At 44.1% G+C, this 21,544-nt stretch carries 17 protein-coding genes; 3 read left to right on the forward strand and 14 right to left on the reverse strand.

Annotated elements, in window-relative coordinates; translation table 11 throughout:
- Positions 1-87 precede the first annotated feature (87 nt).
- Positions 88-1,635, reverse strand: coding sequence for a flagellar hook-associated protein 2 (locus tag THEAE_RS0116890; protein WP_039944525.1), 1,548 nt, complete (start codon positions 1,633-1,635; stop codon positions 88-90).
- Between the two features lie 68 nt (positions 1,636-1,703).
- Positions 1,704-2,108 carry a flagellar protein FlaG gene (locus THEAE_RS21545; protein WP_052330113.1) on the reverse strand — a complete coding sequence of 135 codons (405 nt, stop codon included), beginning with the start codon at positions 2,106-2,108 and terminating at the stop codon, positions 1,704-1,706.
- 557 nt (positions 2,109-2,665) lie between these two features.
- On the opposite strand from THEAE_RS21545, the gene THEAE_RS0116900 reads away from it, so the two are divergent.
- Together THEAE_RS0116900 and ggt are read left to right on the forward strand one after the other, a co-directional pair.
- A complete protein-coding gene (locus THEAE_RS0116900) occupies positions 2,666-4,450 on the forward strand; it encodes a methyl-accepting chemotaxis protein (RefSeq protein WP_028988241.1) in 1,785 nt (594 codons plus the stop codon).
- Between the two features lie 111 nt (positions 4,451-4,561).
- Positions 4,562-6,214, forward strand: a complete 1,653-nt coding sequence (ggt, locus tag THEAE_RS0116905) for a gamma-glutamyltransferase (RefSeq protein ID WP_052330269.1) — start codon at positions 4,562-4,564, stop codon at positions 6,212-6,214.
- A 328-nt stretch (positions 6,215-6,542) separates the two neighbouring features.
- Here ggt and THEAE_RS21550 read toward each other — a convergent pair whose 3' ends face one another.
- The 9 genes from THEAE_RS21550 to THEAE_RS0116955 all read right to left on the reverse strand — a co-directional run bounded on the left by THEAE_RS21550 (position 6,543) and on the right by THEAE_RS0116955 (position 18,121).
- Positions 6,543-7,838 (reverse strand): AAA family ATPase, encoded by a 1,296-nt coding sequence (locus THEAE_RS21550; protein ID WP_052330114.1) that lies wholly within the window; start codon positions 7,836-7,838, stop codon positions 6,543-6,545.
- A 245-nt stretch (positions 7,839-8,083) separates the two neighbouring features.
- Positions 8,084-8,524 (reverse strand): hypothetical protein, encoded by a 441-nt coding sequence (locus THEAE_RS0116920; RefSeq protein WP_028988244.1) that lies wholly within the window; start codon positions 8,522-8,524, stop codon positions 8,084-8,086.
- A 26-nt stretch (positions 8,525-8,550) separates the two neighbouring features.
- Positions 8,551-8,778, reverse strand: a complete 228-nt coding sequence (locus THEAE_RS0116925) for a hypothetical protein (RefSeq protein ID WP_028988245.1) — start codon at positions 8,776-8,778, stop codon at positions 8,551-8,553.
- Between the two features lie 226 nt (positions 8,779-9,004).
- A complete protein-coding gene (locus THEAE_RS21555) occupies positions 9,005-11,101 on the reverse strand; it encodes a DEAD/DEAH box helicase (RefSeq protein ID WP_052330116.1) in 2,097 nt (698 codons plus the stop codon).
- Positions 11,082-12,386 (reverse strand): BREX system ATP-binding domain-containing protein, encoded by a 1,305-nt coding sequence (locus tag THEAE_RS0116935; RefSeq protein ID WP_028988246.1) that lies wholly within the window; start codon positions 12,384-12,386, stop codon positions 11,082-11,084. The genes THEAE_RS21555 and THEAE_RS0116935 overlap by 20 nt, the downstream gene beginning before the upstream one ends.
- Positions 12,387-12,392: 6 nt before the next feature.
- Entirely contained in the window at positions 12,393-13,601 is a 1,209-nt protein-coding gene (locus tag THEAE_RS0116940) for a BREX system ATP-binding domain-containing protein (RefSeq protein WP_028988247.1), read from the reverse strand.
- A 20-nt stretch (positions 13,602-13,621) separates the two neighbouring features.
- The gene (locus tag THEAE_RS0116945) at positions 13,622-14,785 is read right to left on the reverse strand and encodes a BREX system ATP-binding domain-containing protein (protein ID WP_028988248.1); all 1,164 of its coding nucleotides are present in this window, start codon (positions 14,783-14,785) and stop codon (positions 13,622-13,624) included.
- Positions 14,772-15,656 carry a hypothetical protein gene (locus THEAE_RS21560; RefSeq protein ID WP_052330117.1) on the reverse strand — a complete coding sequence of 295 codons (885 nt, stop codon included), beginning with the start codon at positions 15,654-15,656 and terminating at the stop codon, positions 14,772-14,774. Before THEAE_RS21560 ends, THEAE_RS0116945 begins: the two co-directional genes overlap by 14 nt.
- Positions 15,653-18,121, reverse strand: a complete 2,469-nt coding sequence (locus THEAE_RS0116955) for a HelD family protein (protein WP_028988249.1) — start codon at positions 18,119-18,121, stop codon at positions 15,653-15,655. The genes THEAE_RS21560 and THEAE_RS0116955 overlap by 4 nt, the downstream gene beginning before the upstream one ends.
- A 244-nt stretch (positions 18,122-18,365) precedes the next feature.
- Here THEAE_RS0116955 and THEAE_RS0116960 point away from each other — a divergent pair, with 244 nt between their 5' ends.
- Positions 18,366-18,701 (forward strand): acyl-CoA dehydrogenase family protein, encoded by a 336-nt coding sequence (locus THEAE_RS0116960; RefSeq protein ID WP_028988250.1) that lies wholly within the window; start codon positions 18,366-18,368, stop codon positions 18,699-18,701.
- A 68-nt stretch (positions 18,702-18,769) separates the two neighbouring features.
- On the opposite strand, the gene THEAE_RS0116965 is transcribed toward THEAE_RS0116960, so the two are convergent.
- The 3 genes from THEAE_RS0116965 to THEAE_RS0116975 form a co-directional block, all read right to left on the reverse strand.
- The gene (locus tag THEAE_RS0116965) at positions 18,770-19,531 is read right to left on the reverse strand and encodes a CPBP family intramembrane glutamic endopeptidase (RefSeq protein ID WP_028988251.1); all 762 of its coding nucleotides are present in this window, start codon (positions 19,529-19,531) and stop codon (positions 18,770-18,772) included.
- A 66-nt stretch (positions 19,532-19,597) separates the two neighbouring features.
- The gene (locus tag THEAE_RS0116970) at positions 19,598-20,767 is read right to left on the reverse strand and encodes an ABC transporter permease (protein ID WP_028988252.1); all 1,170 of its coding nucleotides are present in this window, start codon (positions 20,765-20,767) and stop codon (positions 19,598-19,600) included.
- A gap of 1 nt (position 20,768) precedes the next feature.
- Positions 20,769-21,506, reverse strand: coding sequence for an ATP-binding cassette domain-containing protein (locus tag THEAE_RS0116975; RefSeq protein WP_028988253.1), 738 nt, complete (start codon positions 21,504-21,506; stop codon positions 20,769-20,771).
- Between the last annotated feature and the right edge of the window lie 38 nt (positions 21,507-21,544).

The following is a 21,544-nucleotide window of genomic DNA, read 5'->3' on the forward strand; positions in this document are numbered from 1 at the left end:
CTGTTTATCGCTCTGCTGAAATGCTCGTTCCATTCTCGTTCCATTTAGGAAGTTCTGTTGTCGGTAGTTCCTCTCTTATTCATCGGGTTACTGCCCGCCGCCAAACTGCTGCATCAACCAGCCGCTCTGCATATTGGCCCGCTGGATCGCCTGCTCCATGGCGGTAAACTGCCGCCAATAGCGGTCTTCCACTTGTTTTAGGTGATCTTCAAAATTGCTCATATCATCCGCTAACTGATCCAATGCTTTCCCGATGACGCTTTCCGTATCCGTCGTCATCGCCGGGCTTCCGGCTTTATCGGTCAGCTTTTTGATCGCAGAATTTAGCGAATCGTAGAGGCGGACGGCTAACCCCCGTTCGTCCACGTTATCATTGGGATCTGTATCGACCTGGGTAAAGAGAGCCATCACTTTCTCCGGATTCTGCTCCAAAGCGGACCTGAGCTTCGTCTCATCGATTATGATTTTCCCATTGGTTTCATAGGAACCTGTGGTAAACCCCAGATCAAACATGCTGTCCATGGAAGGGTCGAGTCCGGCTACGGAATTGGAGAAACCGGCGCGGAGTTGGTACAGGGTCCCTTGGAGGAGGTCATCCCGCTGCAGAATTCCGCTTCTCGCCTTTGCTTCCCACTTCTCCACCTGTTGATCCGTCATCGCCTCCCGTTGGGCGTCGGTGAGGGGGAGATAATCCCGATACTTCGGTTCGGACAGCTTCGCGTTGATCTTATCGATCGTGTCGTTATATTTCCCGATGAACTGGACGATCTTATCGAAGACGGCGTCGGTATCGTTGGAGACGGTGAGTTGAACCGGTGAGGATGTGGTGCCGTTTAATGTGAGGTTAAGACCGTTGATGGAAAAGGCGTTGCTACTATTTGTGATCGTAACACCATTAACCTGATTATCCACCACATAGCGAATGGATGCATCATCTCCATGGTAGTTTCCTGGGGTGATCTTTAGCATGTCCCTCACGAAATTCTCTGCACCATCGGTAATCTCTATATTAGCGCTCTTCCCTGTGGAGGTTGTATTCAGGAAAAAGAGGCCATATGTTGAATCAAAGGATGCGGTGACGCCAAGATTGGCCTCGTTAATTCTTTTTACCACATCATAGATTGTTTCTTTCGCAGTATCGAAGGTGAATGTTTCTTTATTATTTAAAGTAAAGGTGACTGTTGGTGTGTTGGTTAATCCAAATTGCGTTGCCAGATTGAGTGTATCCCCCGAAGAAGATGAAGAAGAAGGGAGTTTTTGGGAACTTACCAGCGAGACTCCTTTGGCCACACTATCCACGTAAATCTTATGAATCCCTAATTGTGCATTGGTGCCAGCAGTTGCAGTTACTACACTGGGATCAGAAGAAGTTACCTTCTTCGTAAGGTACGTCCCCTGCAGCTTCATATCAAAGGCGGCATTTCGCAAGTCCAACAGCAGGGAATTCATCTCCCGGTAGGCATCCCGCTGCCATTCGAGCAGCTGTTTCTTCTGCATCATCTTATCCAATGGGATTCGCTCGGCATCCATCAGTTTCTTTACGATGGATTCCGTATCCATCCCAGATGCGAGGCCGGAAATCCGGTTCCAATACAGGGTACTGCTACTGCCGCTACCTGAAATACTCGTAGCCATCTTTTTTCCTCCTTTCACTTCGTTTCACGTTCGCTATCTCTCATTTCAATCCCCACCCACAGCGGGCGCTACACCTTTTCATCGATGATTAACCCGATCTGCTCCCAGATGCTGGCCACCATATCAAGGAGCTTTTTCGGGGGAATCTCCCGGATCACTTCATTGGTATTGTCATCAATGATCTGAACGTAATACTCACCAATCTTTTCGTGATACAAAAATTTCAAATGAGAATGGGTGGGATTCAGGATGGCATTAAAGCCCTCCACCGCCTTCTTCGCCTCCTCAGGGGTAAGGGTTCCCCTCTCCCGGGCGGCCTTCGCATCTCGCCCAGGGTTCTCCCTATCCCGGTCCTGATCTTTCATTCCATTGATCATAAATACATCCTCAGCCATTCCTGGGCTCACCCTCCGACCGGGTGTCACAGGTGTAACCGGCCTAACCCCTCCCTGGGTAATCCGATCGATTTCCATACCTTCTCCCTCCCTGGAGAAATTCATCCTATTGGGATTATCGGCATATGGAGGTTAACTTTTGAATAGGTCAGATCCTTGTGGATGCTTCAACTGCCATCCAACATAACCCGATTTGCCCGCCACGGATAGGCAAATGCACTCCGCTTGCGGTTCTTGCTTACCGGTTAATCTGTAAACGTATTGAATCTTGATGCCTACATCATAGACAGACTTTCTCCCCATGGAATCAAAAGGTTAAATCTCTCAATTTCCGCAATTCTTCGCTCGTTGATACCCTCCTGTTCAATACCGATCCTCCAAAAAATAGCCAATAAATCCTATTGTAATGCAATGTTAAACATTTAGAATAAAAGAAGGTAAAAATTATCGAATCATGGAGGCAGAAAAACCGATCCTTCCGAAAAGGGAGATCGCCATGCTATAGAGGCTCGTCTCTTTATCGTACGATGCCAACCGGTTCCTTGTCACTATGTTTTACATCTAGATTGTGCAAAAAAGGTGACATCACAACGTCCCTTTTTTATATTTCTATTTCTGCAGGAGGTGAAGCGCAGATGGGAAAGGCACAGGATTCACAAACGGCGAAAAAGAAAGGAGGTTTATTTACGTTTCGATCCTTAAAAACAAAATTACTCGTCTTTTTTCTGCTTGTATCCGTGATCCCTCTACTTGGTCTTAGCTTTACAAACTACTATTTTTCAAAGGAATCACTCATTCAGACGAAAAAACAGGCCCTTAAAATGATCGTGGATAGCGCTTACGTATTGGCCGAAGAATTAGAATCGGAGGTCAAGGAAGGGAAGCTAACCCGAGATGAGGCACAGGAGCGATTCCGAATCGCTCTCGTTGGAGAAAAACAGCCGGACGGGACGAGAAAAATCCCCGCCAATTCTCCGCGGATTGGTGAAGGAGATTATTTCTTCGCCTATAACAAAGAGATACGAGCCGTGATGCATCCGAAAAACTTCGAAGGGCAGATCAAGGATGACCCGAACGTAGAAGGAAAACGGGTCAACCGGGAAATGTACAACCAAAAAGAAGGCTATTACAGTTTTATGTGGCAAAACCCCGGCGAGACAACCCCGCGCCCGAAGATCGCTTATTTACGCTATTTCGAACCTTGGGATTGGGTGATCGTCATGGGTTCTTACTATGACAATTTTTATAGAGAAGCCAACGAATCGCGGAATCTATCCATTCTCATATCGGTTTTGGGGGTCATCGCCGTCATTATTGTTTCCTTGTTTATTAGTTCACGTTTTGTGAAACAGATAAACCATATGAAAACTGTGGTTCAGAAAATGGGAGAAGGCGATTTTACAGAAAAGATTGAGACGCGTAGCAAGGATGAATTTGGCGATATGGCGAACAGTCTGAATGATTCGATTCGTCAAATGAATCACGTCATCACAGAAGTGAAAGATGCCTCTTCTCTCATGAAAAGCGCCACGAACCATCTCTCGGAAGGATCGGAACAACTGAGCAAAGCGGCGGAAGAGATCTCCGCATCCATTGAAGAGGTGGCATCCGGAGCGGAGAAAAGCGCTGAAAACCTACAGGAGCTTACTCATTTCATGGAGGAATTAACCATTGATCTCGATGATACATCAAATTATGTTCAGAAGGTGACCGACATTTCCTCTAAGACCAAGGAAGTAAGTGCAGAAGGGAAAGAAAAGATCAAAGAAACGGTAGAACAGATGAACAATATTCATGATGCCGTTCACTTCATTGAAGAGGTAACCGGGAAACTGACGGAGCGCATGAAGGAGATTCATCAGTTCGTCAATGTCATTACGGAAATATCATCCCAAACGAACCTTCTCGCTTTAAATGCGGCCATTGAAGCAGCAAGGGCGGGAGAACACGGAAAAGGCTTTGCCGTCGTGGCGGATGAGGTGAGAAAACTGGCGGAACAATCGAATCGGTCGGCCGGGGAAATTCAGAACCTCATCGACGACATCATGAATGAGACGAAAAAAAGCCGTGACGCCGTACTTAAAGGGAGCCAATCCGTGAATGAAGGGATTCAGGTGGTAAAAAGCACAGGGACCAGCTTTGATGAAATTCTGAGCCATATCGATCGTTTGGTTGATGAGATGAACGGGGTTAACGGGGCGATCATGAAGATCAACAAGAAAACCCAAAAGGCTGCCGAATCCATTTATGAATTGAGCGCTTTTCATCAAGAAACCAACTCCAATACACAAAATGTAGCCGCATCTGTAGAGGAACAGAGCGCCATGACCCGGGATATTTTTGAACATATGCGTCAATTATCGGAGCGGGCTGAGAAACTGGAAGCCCTCACTCGATCATTCAAACTGGCGGCGGAATAAGTTCATCCGCCCATTGCCCGAAAATGGTTTGAAGATTTAAGATAAAGGAGATGAGGAAGATTGAAAAGAATTTTTATCGTACTCTTGCTGGTGGGGGTGTTGTTTGGCACCATGTATCCTAGTTCTGCATCCAACCGCCCGACGACGATGGGGCTAAACGGGATGGTAACGACGCCCCATTACTTGGCCTCCCAAGCCGCCTTACGCGTTCTGCAGAATGGGGGTAATGCCGTAGACGCCGCGATTAGCGCCGCTTCCACCCTCGCGGTTGTTTATCCTCATATGAATTCCATTGGCGGCGATAATTTTTGGCTCATCTATAATGCAAAAACAAATGAGCTAAAGGCGCTTAACGCAAGCGGTCGTTCCGGCGAAAAGGCGACGATTTCCTTCTACAAAGAAAAAGGGTTTGAAAAGATTCCCTCCCGGGGATATTTGGCCGCCAACACGGTCCCCGGTGCCGTGTCCGGCTGGTGGGAAGCCTATCAGTACGCAAACAAGACGATGGGAAATAATCTCCCCTGGAGTCAACTTCTGGAGACGGCGATCGGGTATGCGGAGAATGGATTTCCCATATCGCCCAGTCAAGAAATGTGGACCAAGATCAATATCGACCCTACCGATTCCGAGTTTCGTAATCTTCAAAGATTCGAAGGTTTTAAATCTACCTACTTAAAGCCAAATGGAGAGCCATACAAGACAGGGGAAGTTTTTAAGCAGCCTGACTTGGCGAAAACCTTAAAAACCATCGCCCAAAAAGGAGCAGATGCTTTCTACAAAGGGGAAATCGCACAAAAGATCGTCGCTGAACTTCAGGCGAACGGAGGGGTATTAACTCTGAATGATTTTCAGCAACATACCGCCGACTGGGTCGACCCCATTTCAGTAGACTACCGGGGCTATACCGCCTATAATCTTCCTCCCAATACACAGGGGATGGCATCTCTATCGATTTTAAACATCTTAAATCAGTTTGATCTGAAAAAAATCCCGGAGGGCTCCGCCGATTATTATCATCTTTTGGTCGAGGCGACGAAACAAGCTTTTGCGGATCGGGATAAATGGCTCACCGATCCGGCCTTTGTAGAGATTCCGGTAAAGGATTTACTGTCAAAACAGCATGGTAAAGATTTGGCGGCTCGCATTGATATGAAAAAGGCGGCCCAAGTGGTGACCCCCCTCGATCCGAAAGGGGATACGGTCTGGCTAGGCATCGTGGATAAAGAGGGGAATGCGGTATCCCTTATTCAAAGCATCTATCATGACTACGGATCGGGAATCGTGGTCAAAGGGACGGGCGTATTACTACAAAACCGGGGCAGCTTCTTCTCCCTCGATCCTACGCATATTAACCATCTTGAACCGAGGAAAAGAACGTTCCACACCTTAAATCCCGCCATGCTGTTTAAGAATGGAAAACCATACCTTGTTTACGGCACCATGGGCGGGGAAGGGCAACCCCAGACACAAGCTTTGCTGGTAACCCGAATTGTGGATTACGGATTTTCCGTGCAGGATGCGATTGAGGCTCCCCGCTTTTTACACGGCAGAACATGGGGGGCGGCCTCCAATGATTTGAAAATTGAGGGAAGAGTGCCCAAAGAGGTGATTTACGAGTTGGTTCGGAGAGGACATCCCGTCAATGTCGTAGAAGATTATACGGACACGATGGGACACGCCGGAGCCATCCTGATTGAGCCGAATACCAATGTCAAGTATGGTGGGGCGGATCCCCGTGGAGATGGAGCCGCGGTGGGTTACTAATGCATGAACCATGCTGATATAATCCTAACCGTTCATATTGCTAAGGCATGATGCTGATGGTCATGCCTTTTTTCTATGAAAGGACCTTCTATTTCCACTTCATTAACTCCTGTACCAATCGATGAACCGTGGTCGACGGATTGTTGGCCTCAGGGTTATAATTACAACACCCACCACATCGACATTCACCAAGCGGAAGGAATTAAAATAGTTTGGTTCTGTCTTTGTCCCTTCGCACACAATTAAAAATAGGTCCCGGACTTCACCCTTTTTCTTTTCTGATCTTTTATACTCACCAAGGTTTCTCAATCTCCCTTTTTTAAATAAATCATCGGTCCCCATAATTGGCACCATCTTTCTCATCTTGAAAAAAATGAAATTGTCCGATATATGGGATGGAACCATATTTACCCTGCAGATAATCTTTTTCGTATGAAGCATCATTTCTTACGTTATAGTCCACAAGGGAATATAAATCGGACGCCCCAAACTCATCTTTCTCAGTGAACCAAATTTGATCCCTTCTGAAAAAATTCCTATTCAGGAGATTGGTGTCATGGGAATTAAACAACAATTGGGCATTCTTAGGATTGGTTTCCGAATGAAACAAATGAATAATAAATTTTGTTAGAATGGGATGTAACTTCGCATCCAATGCATCCACGAGCAGAATGGCTCCATTATCAAGGGTATCAATAATCGGTCCAAATAAAGAAAACAATTTTCTTGTACCCTCAGATTCATGATGAAATAACTGAAATTCCTCATAACCCACAAATTGATTCTCTTGATCAAATTTCTTGTGTAAGGTATTTAGGGTAAAGTTTTGAATTCTAAATGTAATTTCCCTCTTTTGACCTCCAGTCAGATTCTTCATCACATCTTCGATGAAACCTCTCGGAATTTCCTCTTCACCCACTGAAATATCATCGATATCCAAGTTCGCCGCTCGAATTAAATTGATCACCTTCTGTTTAAAAGGTTCCTCCTTCAACATCCGCCTCGTATAGGAAAAGTAGCCATCTTCCAATCCGGAAATCACATGAAAATTACTAAACCATTTAAGAATCCTCGATGAAATCTTTCCTTGAAAATTGGCTACGACAGATAAAAATAATGCATTCTCTCGGGTTCTTTTATCCAATCCCACCCCCTCTTCAAAATGTCTGGAGATTTCAAAGTGATCCAGTTCTCGAGTAAATAACTCAATTTCTTTTCTTTTGGGAGCATAATACAGCCATTCCCGTTTAACGCTGATGGGATCCACTTCAAAACCATATCGGTACAATGTAGTACCATCCAGAAAAACCACTTCAAAAAAACTGGGTTGATCAATGGTGGCGATGTTTAGCCGAAAGCTTTCAACCCCCTCAATTTCTTCTCCCACTTGTCCTTCCTTTGAAGAATTCTTGATAAACCGCTTCATAAAAGCCATTGCTTTCAAAAGATTGCTCTTTCCACTTGCATTTGCCCCGTAAATCACAGCGCTTTTCAACAGACCTAATCCCTTTGGTGTTTTAAAGACATTTGTCTCCTTGTGTTCCTTAATACTTGCCGCCACCATACTTAACGTTACTTTTTCTCTAAAGGATAAGAAATTCCCTACACTAAATTGAACCAACATGATGGATTCCTCCGAAAAATTCTCGAACTTATGAGGTTATTATACCCCATTAATCGAAAAAATACACCTTTAATGAGAAAAAGACTCAAATATCCTTTATTATTCACATAAGTGTCAAATAAAACCCACCTACGATCTTCACCGCCTTCATGAGATCATCCTCCAAAAAGAATAGAATGGAGGGTTTTTCTTTTTGTCATAATTCTTTTCTTTAGTGATTGATGTGCTTCTTTTATAGATTCACATCACCGAATGCCTACGCGAATAGCTTCCTGTCCATAGATAAGTTGAAGATGCTTATTTTCTTTTAATTCCTGTTCTACCAATGTAAACTGAAAAGGAAAAAGGCTTGGTTCCTCGTGAAGATGGTTTACCTCCACCGCCACTTTTCCCGTGGCACGTAGGTAAGCTTCGCAGACCCATTGTTTGACCATTGTATTGGTGATCGGAATAACCTGTCCGATAAACGCCTTTTCCTTTGGAAGGATAACATTAAGATCCTTCCATGTCTTTAATATTTTCTTTGTAGCCACATTTACTTTTTCTCTTTCCCCATAAAGTGCGCTCATCTTTCGTCTAATCTGTATCGTTGAAAACTCCCCTTGAATCTGCAGAAGGCGTCCTGCTTGCCCTGCCATTTCACGAAAATAGGGATAGGCCATGAGGATAAGTCCCCAATGAAGCATCAGGCGCTCACCTAACGTCGCATCGTCTAAAAGTTCAAGCGCCCGATCGCGTAGGCTTTCATTTTCAGGCGGTACCAGTACCCAAATTTTAAAAAGAATTGTTCGAGCTTTTTTCGCGCTTCATTTCCTGCAATATCCCACATTACTTTCAAAAGTTGATCGAGATGGTCAATATCCTTTTCCACAATAAATAGGAGCTTATGGCGTTTTTGACGACTTTGATTCATTAGATCCTTTAAGGTATCATTTAACATCGCAGTGCTCCTTGCCGGCAATCATATATAATTGGGTTATGTTGCCTCTTAGGTTGAGAAAGGGAATATAATCATAGATCATCATCCTTTAATCATGAACTACATTGTATAAAGGCGATCCAACACTTATCTTATCTTTATCATATCGTGACGATATCCATTTATCAGCAAACTGCCGTTCGATTCTTTTTTTACAAAAATATTATTTCATCTATTGTCAATTACGTCAGTCATCTGTCGGTAAATCGTCTTTTAAAAAAATCTCTTTGATTTCGTCGGGTATTTGATCAGTGATATTTACTTGGGAAATGATCTTTCTTTCTTCATCCAAATTGAGCCAACTTTCGATCTCCTGGATCCTAAGATCCTTAGGAATATGTTCGTTTGCCATAGGTCTACCAAGGGTTTTTTCCAAATAGTTTATTTTTTTTCCAATCTGCCTTCGGATCGCTTCAGGTGGCGGGAAACGCAACCAATTCAATTCCTTGATCTGCTGAGATTCATACCTTATATAGCAATTATTAATCCAAATTTTTTGATCAAGTCGGTGAATCTCTCTTAAAAGTTCTAGAAGGAGCCTCCTTCTTACACCTCCGAGATGGAAGATCAATGTATCCGATCCGGTGTTGATTCGAGGCCAAAGCTCTTTCTCAAGCTTTAAGTACCATCTTAGGATGAGCGCATGTTCCGTCGATTTATTTCCGGAAGAGAAATAACTCCAATCTTCTTTACTCTCCTCCGGTTTTCGAAATGAAGCATCTCCCTTCAATGGCTGAACTGCAATGTTTCGATCGGTAACTGTCCGGATGTTAAAAATTTTACCGGCAACTTGTATGATATTTCCACCGTTATAGTTAACATCCTTCGCGATCCTTTCGCCGCTTCTTTCATCGATGATCTCATATCCATAACTACCCTCAATATTGGAATGGATCATCCCTTGTATTCCCCTATCCAACCATTCTTCCGAAAGGCATATTCCTCGCTCATCTTCTACTAATTCCTCCCGATCAAGGAGATAATCGATCATGAATGTTCCAATTTCGTCTTCCGATAAATGATTCACAAAGCGAATAAGTTGATCACGATTTCGATATCTTATAGGAGATTGAAAGATATATGAAAAAATCTGTTGACGTATTACGGCGTAATTTTTCCCTTTTACACCCGTTCCAAGCCAAGAGATCTTTGCCGCTTCTACCATCGCTTTATGTATGAACTGATTGAGATCAGTGGAAGAGAAAAGGATTACCCTCGTTCGATTGGTGCGCCGATTCCCTCTTCCTATCCGCTGTAAGAAAGAAGGAATATCTGGTGCTGGGTCATCAAGCATGACCAGATCGATATCGCCAATATCGATCCCGAGTTCTAAAGTAGACGTGGCAACGATCAGCACCTTCTCCCGATATCGAATTGCCTCTTCCGCCTCCTCCCTCAGTCTCTTGCTAAGGCTACCATGATGGGGATAAACTTGATATCCATCTTTCTCTAAGCGGCGATTTAACAGACGGGAAAGATGATCTACGCGCTGACGGGAATTACAAAATAGCAGAATCTTCGCCGGACGATCGAGGTTACGAATGTAAGCCGCTATCTCGTGATCGATCCGTTGAGAAACGGGGCGAATTTCCGCCTCAATCTCCCGTTGGCCCGGATGAATTAACTTCTTGCCTGAAGGTAAATAAGCCTTCAAGATTTCATCCGGTTCAGGAACCGTAGCGCTTAATGCGATGATTTGCACCTCTTTAGATTTGCTCCATCGCTTATTCTGCGCCTCAACTCTCAACCTCCGCAACCGCTCTATCAACCAGCGAATCTGCTCTCCACGAGCAGTACCATGGAATAGATGTACTTCATCCAACACAACGGCAACTACATGCGCCAATAGGTGGCCAAATTGGTTAGGCAGTTTTCCTCTGCACAGCATGCTGTCAAATGATTCCGGTGTCGTAAGAAGTAAATGTGGGGGGCGTCTTAGATTGCTCTTATATTCTCCTGTTCTCCTTTGAATCTGTAAGCCAAGGGAAGAGACAGGAGGTTCTAACCGTTGATACAGATCATTTACTAAGGCGCGCGTCGGGGAAATGTAAAGGATGGTCCACGCCTCATCGCGGTCTATATACCTATCGATGAGCGGAGCACAAGCCGCCTCTGTCTTTCCGCTCGCCGTGGCTGCGCATACCAGTAAATCCTCCCCCTCTAAAATGAGGGGGATTGCCCTTCTCTGTACCGGAGTAAGTCGTCCAAATCTCTGAAAAAAAGCATGCCAAGTGTGCACTAAACGGTTATGAATTTGTCGATCTTCATACAGTTCCTCTTTCATTTCCTATTCTCCTTGGCGGCCCATATCGTCGATCTAATTCATGCATAAAACTTTTGATAAAATCTCTGATCACACCATTGTTCTGGTATATGCGATCGGCAAATCGGCTTATGATCTCCTGCATTAGATCGGTATCATTTTCAATCGGTATGAAATAGGCTTCCTTGTAAAGATCCGTTATCTCTCTCCCAAGTGCAATTAACTCATCGAGCTTATAATAGGGTAATTCGTATGGCCTCCCCCCGCTTTTTTCGACCAAATGATCGATGACCTGATTGATCTCGGAATCATCCTCAACCGTTGCAAAAATGAGCGCAAAAGGAGCATTCGGGTACTCATCTTTTTGATCCTCAAAGTAACTCCACAACCGATCCAGCAGCATGATTGCCTTTCTCCGTTCACTAGGAGGGAGAATTGAAGATTCAACTTCCACTTCATCAATCGTGATGACCAACCCTTTCCTTCCTATGAGGCGAGCCAGATATGCATAACCGATTAAGGCTTTGAGAAACTCTTCCACCTGTGAACTTCGGGTAAAGACGGGCATTACTTCGATCCCTCTACCCGAAAACCACGGATATTTACGGATTTGATCTTTTATTATCCTTATAGAATCAACCTCATCATTACCCGATAGAACCTTTTCAACATCTTCAGCCAGTTCCTCTCTTAAGTTAGTTTGCTGAATCTGTTTTATCAAATCATAATTCGCGCCAAGCCAATCCTCCTGGCGAAATAGATGCGGTTTCGGATTTCCATTGTGGATCGTATGGAAAAACAACTCATATAACGGAATCTCTGTTTCAAAATCTTTTCCCTTCAGGGTTCGAGCAATCTCACCAAACAATTTGCTCGGCTTCGCTAAGCTAATATGCTGCCCGTCAACTTCGGCACTTGCGATTAAAAATCCTCTTTGATAGGCAATATATCTTGTGATTTCAAGGGCATGGCTTTTCCCCGTGCCGAATGGCCCATGAATTACCGACACGGTTGGTTGGGAATATTCCAATCGATCTAGATGGAAATCAACCCATTCTTTGAGCAGACCGTATCCGATGGTAAGACGCTCGATTTCCTCTTGAGGCACCAAGCCAAACCGCAATGCCTCAATCGTTTTTTTACGGGACAAGTTCCCCTTTGGTACATCAAGATCTTCTATCGAAGCCGGAAACTTATACTGATTGTAATTTTCAAGTGCCAGATGGACTTGATTCCCGTTTATTTCTTTAATAATCCCGTATCCCAACTGTTTGTGTTTCACTCTCATTCCTATTTTCCATTCCATTTCCCGCTACACCTCATCTTCAACAGTGGCTCTTGTGGCCAATATCTCTTTTTTCCCCGGTAAAAGGGATAACAGATATGTACAAGTCCGTTTTACCAATTCTCGACGATTGCTACTTGAGTATTCACTTTCAATCGTCTCCGTTACGATATCAACGATCTTACGATTGATCTCTTCTTGCGAAACGATGATCTCCTGAGAAAAGTAGGAAAGGAATACACCGGTCAGCTTAGATGCAATCGATTTAAGATCCTGTATGGGATCGCCACGCTTCGCTAAGTCTATGACGGGGGCATATGTGTTCCCATCAAAAAAGCCCATTCCAGGACCTGGATCTGCCAGCCTTTGCTGCAATGCGGCGAAATTCTCCATTTTCTCGATCATATCGGGGGTAAGCGCATAAACGATGAATACGGCTCCATTCCGTAGCTCGACTAAGGAGTTAAGTTGACTCATCAATAGAGAATGAATTCTCGCTACCTTCTTGCGTTCCACTTGAAACCCCTGTTCCGCTTCATCAAAGGTAACCACAGTCCCTTGAAACCCCGCGTGCTTGATAAACTGGAACAATGAATGGAGCATACGTTGTGCATAGCGGTTCTGTTCATTGCCGGAGATAGGAGATAACCCTAAATCCCTGGCCAAATGTTTATTTCCAATCTCGCCACTCAGCCAACGTAGAATCGGTTCCAGTTCAATCTCATTCTCTCCATAGATTGCTAGAAAAGCTCGTTTCATCAGTTTGCCATATTCATTTAATTTAAATTGATACTTGTCTAATCCATTGATCCATTGAAAAAATAAATCTTCTAAAGCATTCGTACTATCTTTTTCCTTGCGTTCTTTAATTTGCAAAAGCAGCTCCTTTAAGCCATATGTTTCATTATTCGTGGTAAGATTCCTGATCACCTCTTGATATACGACGAGTGTCTTCGTAAAATCGATCTCTTTATTTAATGTTACTTTACTCGTAACGCAATCCCTCTCTCGCGCCAATTCCATCAGATGGTTGATAAAATGAGTTTTGCCTGAACCGAATGGTCCCACCACAAACTTCTGATCGGATTCTCCTCTAGAAAATCTCTCTTTTAAGTAGATTTGATCTAATCGCGCAAATAATTCCTCACTTCCGGCGGTAAATTGGATGACTCTATTCTCCGGGGCCGTCCCATACGCCGCCATATTCTCAAAGGTCGTAAGGATAGATTCCCTCATCTCCCAACTCTCCCTTCCATCTACCTGATGGATTCAATGTTTGCTATTAAATGTGTAGCCAGCCTTTTGATCAATGCCCGGCGATAATCGGCGCCGGCATGCGCTTCTAACACTTCTTCTCCCAGCCGGTACAACTCTTCTTTCATACTTTCACGAACTTGAAAGTAACGAAGAAGTAGTTCAACCATTCCTCGGAGGAATTCCTCAGGACTCTCCGTTTCATTGACGGATTGAATCGGTAGGACGGGCGATCGCCATCCGATTCCTTCAGCGACGTTTCGATTCATCATGAGCCGTTGACCAAGGGCAGGATATGTATCATTCACATGTTTAAAAAAACCGGGAAGAACCGCAAAAACAACACCCGTACCGACTAGGGTTCCATTGGTAGTCCCGTCTATCAACCTCCTTATGAGGTTAGCTGCTTTCTTAAATTTATTGGATGGTCTGGTAGGAGAGGTCGTAAGTGTTTTATTATTTTCATCAAACAGGAGAAGAAGTCCCGGAACACCGATCATGTGTAAGCTGGTTAGAACCGTCTTTAGGAAAACTTCTGCGTTTCGTTTTGTAAGGGAACCCTTGAAAAACCTTGCAAATTTTGCGCCACTAAAGTCTTTTACCGTTGTTTTTTCACCGAGAATATTGCGACTGAGTACCTCCCATTGAGTTTCGTCTAATCCCTGACTATGTTTCATGGCAAAAATAATCGCTTTCCTTATCCCCTCATGGGGGAGCGGGGTCTTTCCCAGTTTATCGATTTGATATTGAGGATTTTTACTTAATTCTTTTAATATGTTAGGGAGCGATTGGATATGTTGGTTGCCTACCACCATCTCCATATTGGCTAGGATCTCCTTCGTAATCCCTTGCCAGTCATCAAGAGGTAGATCATCCGATAAGGCAGTCCTATAGATGATATATCCTTTCTTGATCCCCAAATGGTAAAGAAGGCTAAGCAGATGTGACTTTCCCGATCCGGAAGGTCCTTCATAAAAACGGCAAGTGGCTCCTCCTTGTGAAATAAAGGTATCAAGGATCTCTTCTTCGAAAAAATTGATGTATTTTGTAGTACCAACATCTATAAGGGCACTTCTCTCATCGGTTAGATGTCCATGTTGGGCGATCGTTTTTAACGCCTCTATTACTTCTACGAGCATATTGGCTCTATCTTCATGAAGAGGCATTGTTTTCACCCCCGAGGGATAAGACATAACACATGACTTTGTAATCTTCTAGGGGATGTAAACCGTTCACAACCATACCTTTTCCCTGAGCCACCTCCTGTTGGCTACCCGTTTGTAAGATTAATCGTTCCGAATGGGGGAGGTTACTGCTGTATGAAAAAAAGCAATCTAGGTTATAAAGAAAGGCGTATTTGGGAAACTCACCATAACTTAGTTTTGCATCAATTCTCTTTTTCTCCATTTCCATTTGAAGTAACAAAAGGCGGAGTTGTTGGTAAAACGTTAAAATCGGAACGCGAGGGGTTGATTTCGTTTCCACTCCCTTCTCTAAGGCTCTCTTATAAGCAAGAGGAAAATATTGAAGCAGTGTATCCTTCGGCAACAGGTATTTCTCCAATTTCGCCAACGCTTCTTCTTCATATTTCGTAATATCATCTTCTCCGGAAACCGGCTTCCAATTGACAACGACCTCCCGATTGTAAAGAAAGCGAACTTGAGAAGAAATGGGATTGGTGGCAAGCTCTAATATCCCTACGCGCCAACCATCATTGGTTTCCCGGATCGCTTTCGATTTTTCTCTCTGCGCACGTATATATGAAGACTCTATCCTTTTAAATTGCTTGGTTCTTCCCAATTTTGCTTGATCCAAAAAGGCATTTGCTTTCTCCCTCCAATTTTTAAGCTGTACTAGGAGGTCATCCTCGGAAGGTATGGATTTTAGCTCCTTTGCCAGTTTGTCTAAATAATCCGGATCATTCCCTTTTAAAGAGAGAATGTTACGGATTGGTTTCTGAAGTTTCTCCAGCTCCTTTTTCAGATTCTTGAATTCAGTCTTCTCATCCAACTTTTCCATTTGTTCATTTTCAATCAACTTACTTCTTCCTTTCTTTCGGCAGGTTTGTATCCCAGCTTATTGACTTTCTCCCAAACTTTCTTTAATTGGTCATTCACATCAGTTGGTGATTCCTTATTTGAGATAAGGCGTTTCACATATTGATCTACGATATCATCCTCTCGAGGTGTAAAATGTCGAAATTTCCTCCCCCAACTAAGGATGTTTAGCCATTCGCCGGGCGATTGCGGCATAGATGTTTCGATGTGAATCGTATCTTTAAAATAGGGCGAAAGCTCTTTGGTATAAAAGATGGTTACGGCATGTAAGGCACGGGTTAGCGCTACATACAACAGTTTTGCATAAAAAGGATGCCGAGGATAATGCTCCTGATTGATGTCGGCAAGGATGACCGCGTCATATTCGAGCCCCTTCGCCAAAGTGATGGGTAAGATTACAGCCCTGCTATTTTCCCCCGTCATCGTCTCGTCTAATAGATTAATCTTCAATCCGTGTTGTTCTTGTAATTCCGTAAAAAATCGTTTGGCCTCTTCATGGTTCCGGGTGATGATGGCCACCCTATAATTCGTAGTTTTTAAAAAATGGGTTACCTCTTTCCCAATCTCGGTAACCAACTTCTTCTGTTCATCTACGTAAACCAATTTAGGTTTACTGCCCCTTCTACCGATATGGACAGGTATAGGAATATTTGCGTTCTCCAAGCTCTCCAAGATTTGATTGGATCGTTCTACGATTTCATAGGTAGACCGATAGTTAAACGTAATTTGTCGATATTCCATGTTAGGAAATAGACTTTGAAGATCCGACCAATCTTCAATGCCGTTATAATCATAGATCCCCTGGGCAAGGTCGCCAAGAATGGTAAGTGAATTCCCGTTCCGTGTAAGTCTTTTGATCATCTCCATTTGGTAGGGAGAATAATCCTGTGCTTCATCAATCACAATATGATCGAAATAGGCTCCTATCCCATTGATGAGAATGTCCAAATGAAGAATTGCAGCTAGGTCTTCATAATCGACTGCCTTATTTTTCTTCAGATGTTGTAGCCGTTCAACGATTTTATCCACCATATCTTCACTCAGGTCTCGATAAAGTTCCAACAGCCGTTCCCGATTGGAGAAAAGTTCCCTGAACACAGTTACGGGATTTAGTCTGATCCACTTTTCCTTATACTCACTGAGCGCTCGTCTAACTTCATTCGTCAAAGCTTCTTTCCGTTTGATATTACGGCTTTTGATGTAATCATTTGCCTCCTGGCGCCTGCTACTTCCTTTGGGTAAATGCTCTACCCATTGGTAATATTCCGATTCAAATTGTTCATCTAATTTTTTCAGCTGTTCGTTAAGATAATCCTTTGCGAACGTTTCAATGAATTCTAAGGTTTTCTCTATCCTTTTATTGAGCGGATAGTCTCGATAATCATCAAAGAAGATTTTTCTTATTTTATAATAAGGTAAATAGATGGTAGGATTGATTTCAAAATCCTCCATAGGTACAACTTGTTCCGTGATAAAGTGTATATATCGCTCTATTCCTTCTTTACATTGTAATGATCCTTTAAATTTGCCGATCTTTCGTATTTCTATGTATTCCTCCTTCCCTACCAGAATTTGATCCAATCTCCGATGAAGGGGAATCACATTAATCTGCCCAAGTCGCTCCTTTGCCCAATCAAGAAATGTGATCGCCTTCATCCCCTTTAGTTCAAGAGCTGTTATGCTGTTGGCAATGTAAGATAGGAAAAGTTGATTAGGCGCAAAAATGATTAGTCTATCCGTTTTGATCGTCTTATGATTAAAAATGAGGTAGGAGAGACGGTGGAGAGCAATGGAGCTCTTCCCACTACCGGCCGCCCCTTGGATTACCAGTGGTCTTTCCAACGGGGCACGAATGATCTGATCCTGTTCTTTTTGAATGGTCTCTACGATGACCAGCAGATTTCCTGTCTTCCCGTCTCTTTGTAGGACTTGGATAAGATAAGGATCGTGGTATAAAAGTTCTTCCGCTGTTTTTCCTTTGGCCGATACCGTGTCGATAATTTGTTTAATCTCTTTTTTTACGATGTCGATTCTTCGTTTTAGTAGAACCTTAACTTTAATCTCTCTTTCTTTTTCCGTATAAGTCATTTCTTCTTCAGCGCCGGAGTATTGGTTAAAAATCATGGCAATAGGGGTTCTCCAGTCAATAACTAATAACGTCGTACGATCTTCTTTAGGTATCCCTGCTTTTCCAATGTAATAGGTCTCTTTCTGCTTCAGTTCTTGATCGATGAGATCGATACGGCCATAATATGGACTTTCTTGGTTCTCGATTAATTTATGATATAACTCCTGATCTGTACGACGAGCTATTTCCTCATCAAGATTCTTCGGTACTTTTTTAACCTGGGACTCTAGCTGTTTAATCTTCATATCCATATACTTGATCGTTTCATGAAGTTTCTTTGATTCTTCTGAGTAGGCCGGATGAAGAGATGCCAGCATAGGTATCAAACTCCTCAAATCCTTATGTTGTAAACGGAATGTATTAGAATATGTCAATGCATTTGGGTGGTTACCATACAAGGGTTATATAACCTAACAATAAAACGAATGCTTAGATCATTGTCAACTCTCGTTACCTAATTATTATTAATTTCGACAGATTTCCTTTTATTCCTGCATCTTGTTTTATTTTTTTTTTTTTGCAAGAGTAAATACAATTTAAACCTATGAGCGGAAACGGATTATGAATCCATTATTCCCTTCCTCGCTCCATACCATCCTCGACCGGCATCCCGCTGATCTATCCATGATGACAGAAAGGATGATCCGGTTCAGAGGAGACTTTCTCAGAGAAGTGGACGATGCCTGGGCGGATGTGGTAAAGGGGGAGGCATTACAGGAGGAAAAAGCAAAGCGAGTGGGAAAGGCGGCGAAAGAGGCGACGCAGGAGATGAGACGCATGGTCCAGGAAATTTTCCCCAAATTGGGCATGAGCATATTGAGGGAAAAAAATCCTTTGAACCGGATTTATCGGGATCTGGAAACCGCCTGTCATCACGTCTCCATTCAAGCTGAATAAGATGTACCATGTTATCCAATGGATTGCTGGAATAACCCGGTCAATGAGGAGGCATTATCCGGAATGCTTCACCCCTTCAGGAAAAAGATCAGGAGAATGACCACGAGACCCACCAAGAAGCCCAAAAGGAACCGAACCCATTGGCTTTCCCAAATTTTCCTCTCCCCTTCACGCTCTTTATCTCTCTCCCGCGCCTCTGTCGGAATGGGGTCATGGATAGCTTCGTCCTCCCCTTGCAAGAAAGAAGGGTCCCTCTTGTAAGCCCATTTGCTTCCCAAAATCAGGGCGATATCGTACAAAAAATGGCTCCAAGCGGCCGCCCAAAGATTTCCGGTAAACCAAAAGAGCCAGCCGAGGGTCAATCCAACGATAAAAACAGAGACCAAGGCGAAAGGTTTCCGTATGTTATTCATGTGCGCCAAAGAGAAAAAGGCGGAGGCGACGACAATTGCGAGGGGGACGGACGGCAAAACCATAATCAAAATCGATTGAAAAGCGGCACGGAAAAAAATCTCCTCCGCAATACCGACCAAAGCCATTAAAGCAAATAAATGGACATAATTAAGCTGAATGAAAAACCGGGACCTTGATCGGGCCTTTTCATCATTTAACTTCGAAAACAGATCCGGAAATAACTTGGCCATACCCGAAAGTATCCCTATATTCAGGACCGCAACCAGCGTGCCGAGGGAAAAATCGACTCCCGGATTCCCCCACTGAAGGAAAATGCTCCACGGTAGCTCCCCCAACCATATCAGGAACAGGCCCAGAATCCCAAAGATCAACTCTGAAATGTACCAAACGAAAAGATTCTCTTCCTTTTTCTTCAATAGGATCGCCCCATTTCCAATCAGTACGGTTTCTCAGATCTTCCTCGTCACAAAGATGAATCCCTTTTACCTGCCAAGCACCCATTTATCTTTCCTGAACATTACATAGGCGAAGAGAAAACCGATGAGGATAAAAAGAATGGAGCTGGCCGCCACGAAGAGCATATGGCTCAAGGAAAAGATCCCGTAAATAAGCTCTTTCAGCAGCGCGAATGTGTTCATAAACGGAATCAGGAAGTGGTAGCTCTGCAGCTCATTGGGCGCAACTCCTATCAGAAGATAGTAAGGGACAAGCGCCAGAAACATGACGGGCGAAATATAATTTTGCGCCTCTTTAAAGGTATGGCTCATCATGCTGATTATCATCTGGACGACAGCGAAGAGAAAGGCAAAGAGGAGAATCCCGACGATTGCGGAGGTGAGAAGTAGAAGCGTTTGCTCCCCAAACATCAGTCCCTCCCCCAGTTTGGGAGCGGCCGTTTTGGCGATGAGTACAAATGCCGCAATGGCAAAGAGTCCGCTCAACGTACCGATCGTTGCGACGGTAAGCCATTTGGCCGCGATCAACTTCATTCTGCTGACCGGGGTGATCAAGAGCGATTCCATCGTCTTTCTTTCTTTTTCTCCGGCGAAGAGATCAACCGCAGAGGGGAAGCCCCCCAACATGACGGACATGACAATGATCAGAGAGAAAAGCATGGAGAGCAGCAAGAGGGAAGTCTCGCTTTTCTCCGAGAATGATTTTACTTCCGCAGCAAAAGGGGTTACTTGCTTCGGATCGATCCCCGCCTTTACCAGTCGGCTCGTCACAATCTCATCCTTTTTCTGATTTAATTCCCCAAGGAGCAGATCAACGGCTCTGCTCACCTTCATGCTGGTTTGGTCCGCATAGAGGGTGATCTTGGTGGGCAGGCCTTGCTCCAGCTTCTGCACAAACGCATCATCCACCACCATGGCGATCTGCACATCGCCCGCTTCCGCCACCCTTTGCGGATCCTCTGTCCTTACGAATTTCACATATTCCAGGGTAGAGAGCCATTCCAGCGCAGCCTGGTCCGTCTTATCCGAGATCCCGACCGTAATGTTCTCCACCTTCTCCGCTGAGTCAAAAAAGAGATATTCATACAGAAATGACGTGGCGGCGATCATCATCACAGGCACAAAAACGCTTAGGAATAAGGTTTTACGGTCGCGAAAGGCATCTTTTAGCTCTTTTAAGTAGATCTTCCACACCATTTTAAGCCCCCCTCACCACTTTAGACATCATAATGTAGTTCAGATCCTTGCTTTGTTCCTCCTCATAAAGATCCTGAAGGGAACCGTGATAGATCATCTCTCCTTTATGAATCATGATGACTGATTGGCAAAGCAGTTGAACCTCCTCCATGATGTGGCTGGAGAAGATGATCGTCTTTCCTTCCCCTCTAAGCTGGTGAATCAGTTGTCTGAAAATGTTGGCCGAGGTGATGTCCAGTCCCGTGGTCGGCTCGTCAAACAGGATCACTTCCGGATCGTGGATCAAGGTCCTGGCAATCGCCACTTTCTGCCTCATTCCCTTGGAGAAGGTGCCTACCCGGCGGTGCAAATACTCTTTCATCCCAAACTTTACGGCCAATGAGTCAATCCTTACCTTGATTTCATGTTCGCTCATGCCGTACAGCATGGCGAAATATTCAAGGTTTTCCCTTGCCGTAAGCCGTTCATACAATCCCGTCTCCCCTCCGAATAAGACCCCGATCCGCTTTTTCACCTCCATCGGCTGCATGATCGTGTCAAAGCCGGAGACGCTGATTCTTCCCTCCGTCGGCTCAAGCAACGTGGCGATCATGCGGAGTAGCGTCGTTTTCCCTGCTCCGTTTTCCCCCAGCAATCCGACCACTTCCCCTTTTCCTATCTCAAAGGAGAAAGATTTTGCCGCATAAATCGTTTCCTTTTTCGTTTTGAAGATTTTCGTCACCCGATCTACCGTAATCACGCAACCGGCTCCTTTCGTCCAATTTCTGTCTCTATCAT

The organism is Thermicanus aegyptius DSM 12793, assembly GCF_000510645.1.
Taxonomy (GTDB): domain Bacteria; phylum Bacillota; class Bacilli; order Thermicanales; family Thermicanaceae; genus Thermicanus; species Thermicanus aegyptius.

Coding starts and splice junctions, on each gene's coding strand:
- THEAE_RS0116890 (WP_039944525.1), bottom strand. CDS start 1,635: ATGGCTACGAGTATTTCAGGTAGCGGCAGTAGCAGTACCCTGTATTGG.
- THEAE_RS21545 (WP_052330113.1), bottom strand. CDS start 2,108: ATGGAAATCGATCGGATTACCCAGGGAGGGGTTAGGCCGGTTACACCT.
- THEAE_RS0116900 (WP_028988241.1), top strand. CDS start 2,666: ATGGGAAAGGCACAGGATTCACAAACGGCGAAAAAGAAAGGAGGTTTA.
- ggt (WP_052330269.1), top strand. CDS start 4,562: ATGTATCCTAGTTCTGCATCCAACCGCCCGACGACGATGGGGCTAAAC.
- THEAE_RS21550 (WP_052330114.1), bottom strand. CDS start 7,838: ATGTTGGTTCAATTTAGTGTAGGGAATTTCTTATCCTTTAGAGAAAAA.
- THEAE_RS0116920 (WP_028988244.1), bottom strand. CDS start 8,524: ATGCTTCATTGGGGACTTATCCTCATGGCCTATCCCTATTTTCGTGAA.
- THEAE_RS0116925 (WP_028988245.1), bottom strand. CDS start 8,778: ATGTTAAATGATACCTTAAAGGATCTAATGAATCAAAGTCGTCAAAAA.
- THEAE_RS21555 (WP_052330116.1), bottom strand. CDS start 11,101: ATGAAAGAGGAACTGTATGAAGATCGACAAATTCATAACCGTTTAGTG.
- THEAE_RS0116935 (WP_028988246.1), bottom strand. CDS start 12,386: ATGGAATGGAAAATAGGAATGAGAGTGAAACACAAACAGTTGGGATAC.
- THEAE_RS0116940 (WP_028988247.1), bottom strand. CDS start 13,601: ATGAGGGAATCTATCCTTACGACCTTTGAGAATATGGCGGCGTATGGG.
- THEAE_RS0116945 (WP_028988248.1), bottom strand. CDS start 14,785: ATGCCTCTTCATGAAGATAGAGCCAATATGCTCGTAGAAGTAATAGAG.
- THEAE_RS0116955 (WP_028988249.1), bottom strand. CDS start 18,121: ATGCTGGCATCTCTTCATCCGGCCTACTCAGAAGAATCAAAGAAACTT.
- THEAE_RS0116960 (WP_028988250.1), top strand. CDS start 18,366: ATGAATCCATTATTCCCTTCCTCGCTCCATACCATCCTCGACCGGCAT.
- THEAE_RS0116970 (WP_028988252.1), bottom strand. CDS start 20,767: ATGGTGTGGAAGATCTACTTAAAAGAGCTAAAAGATGCCTTTCGCGAC.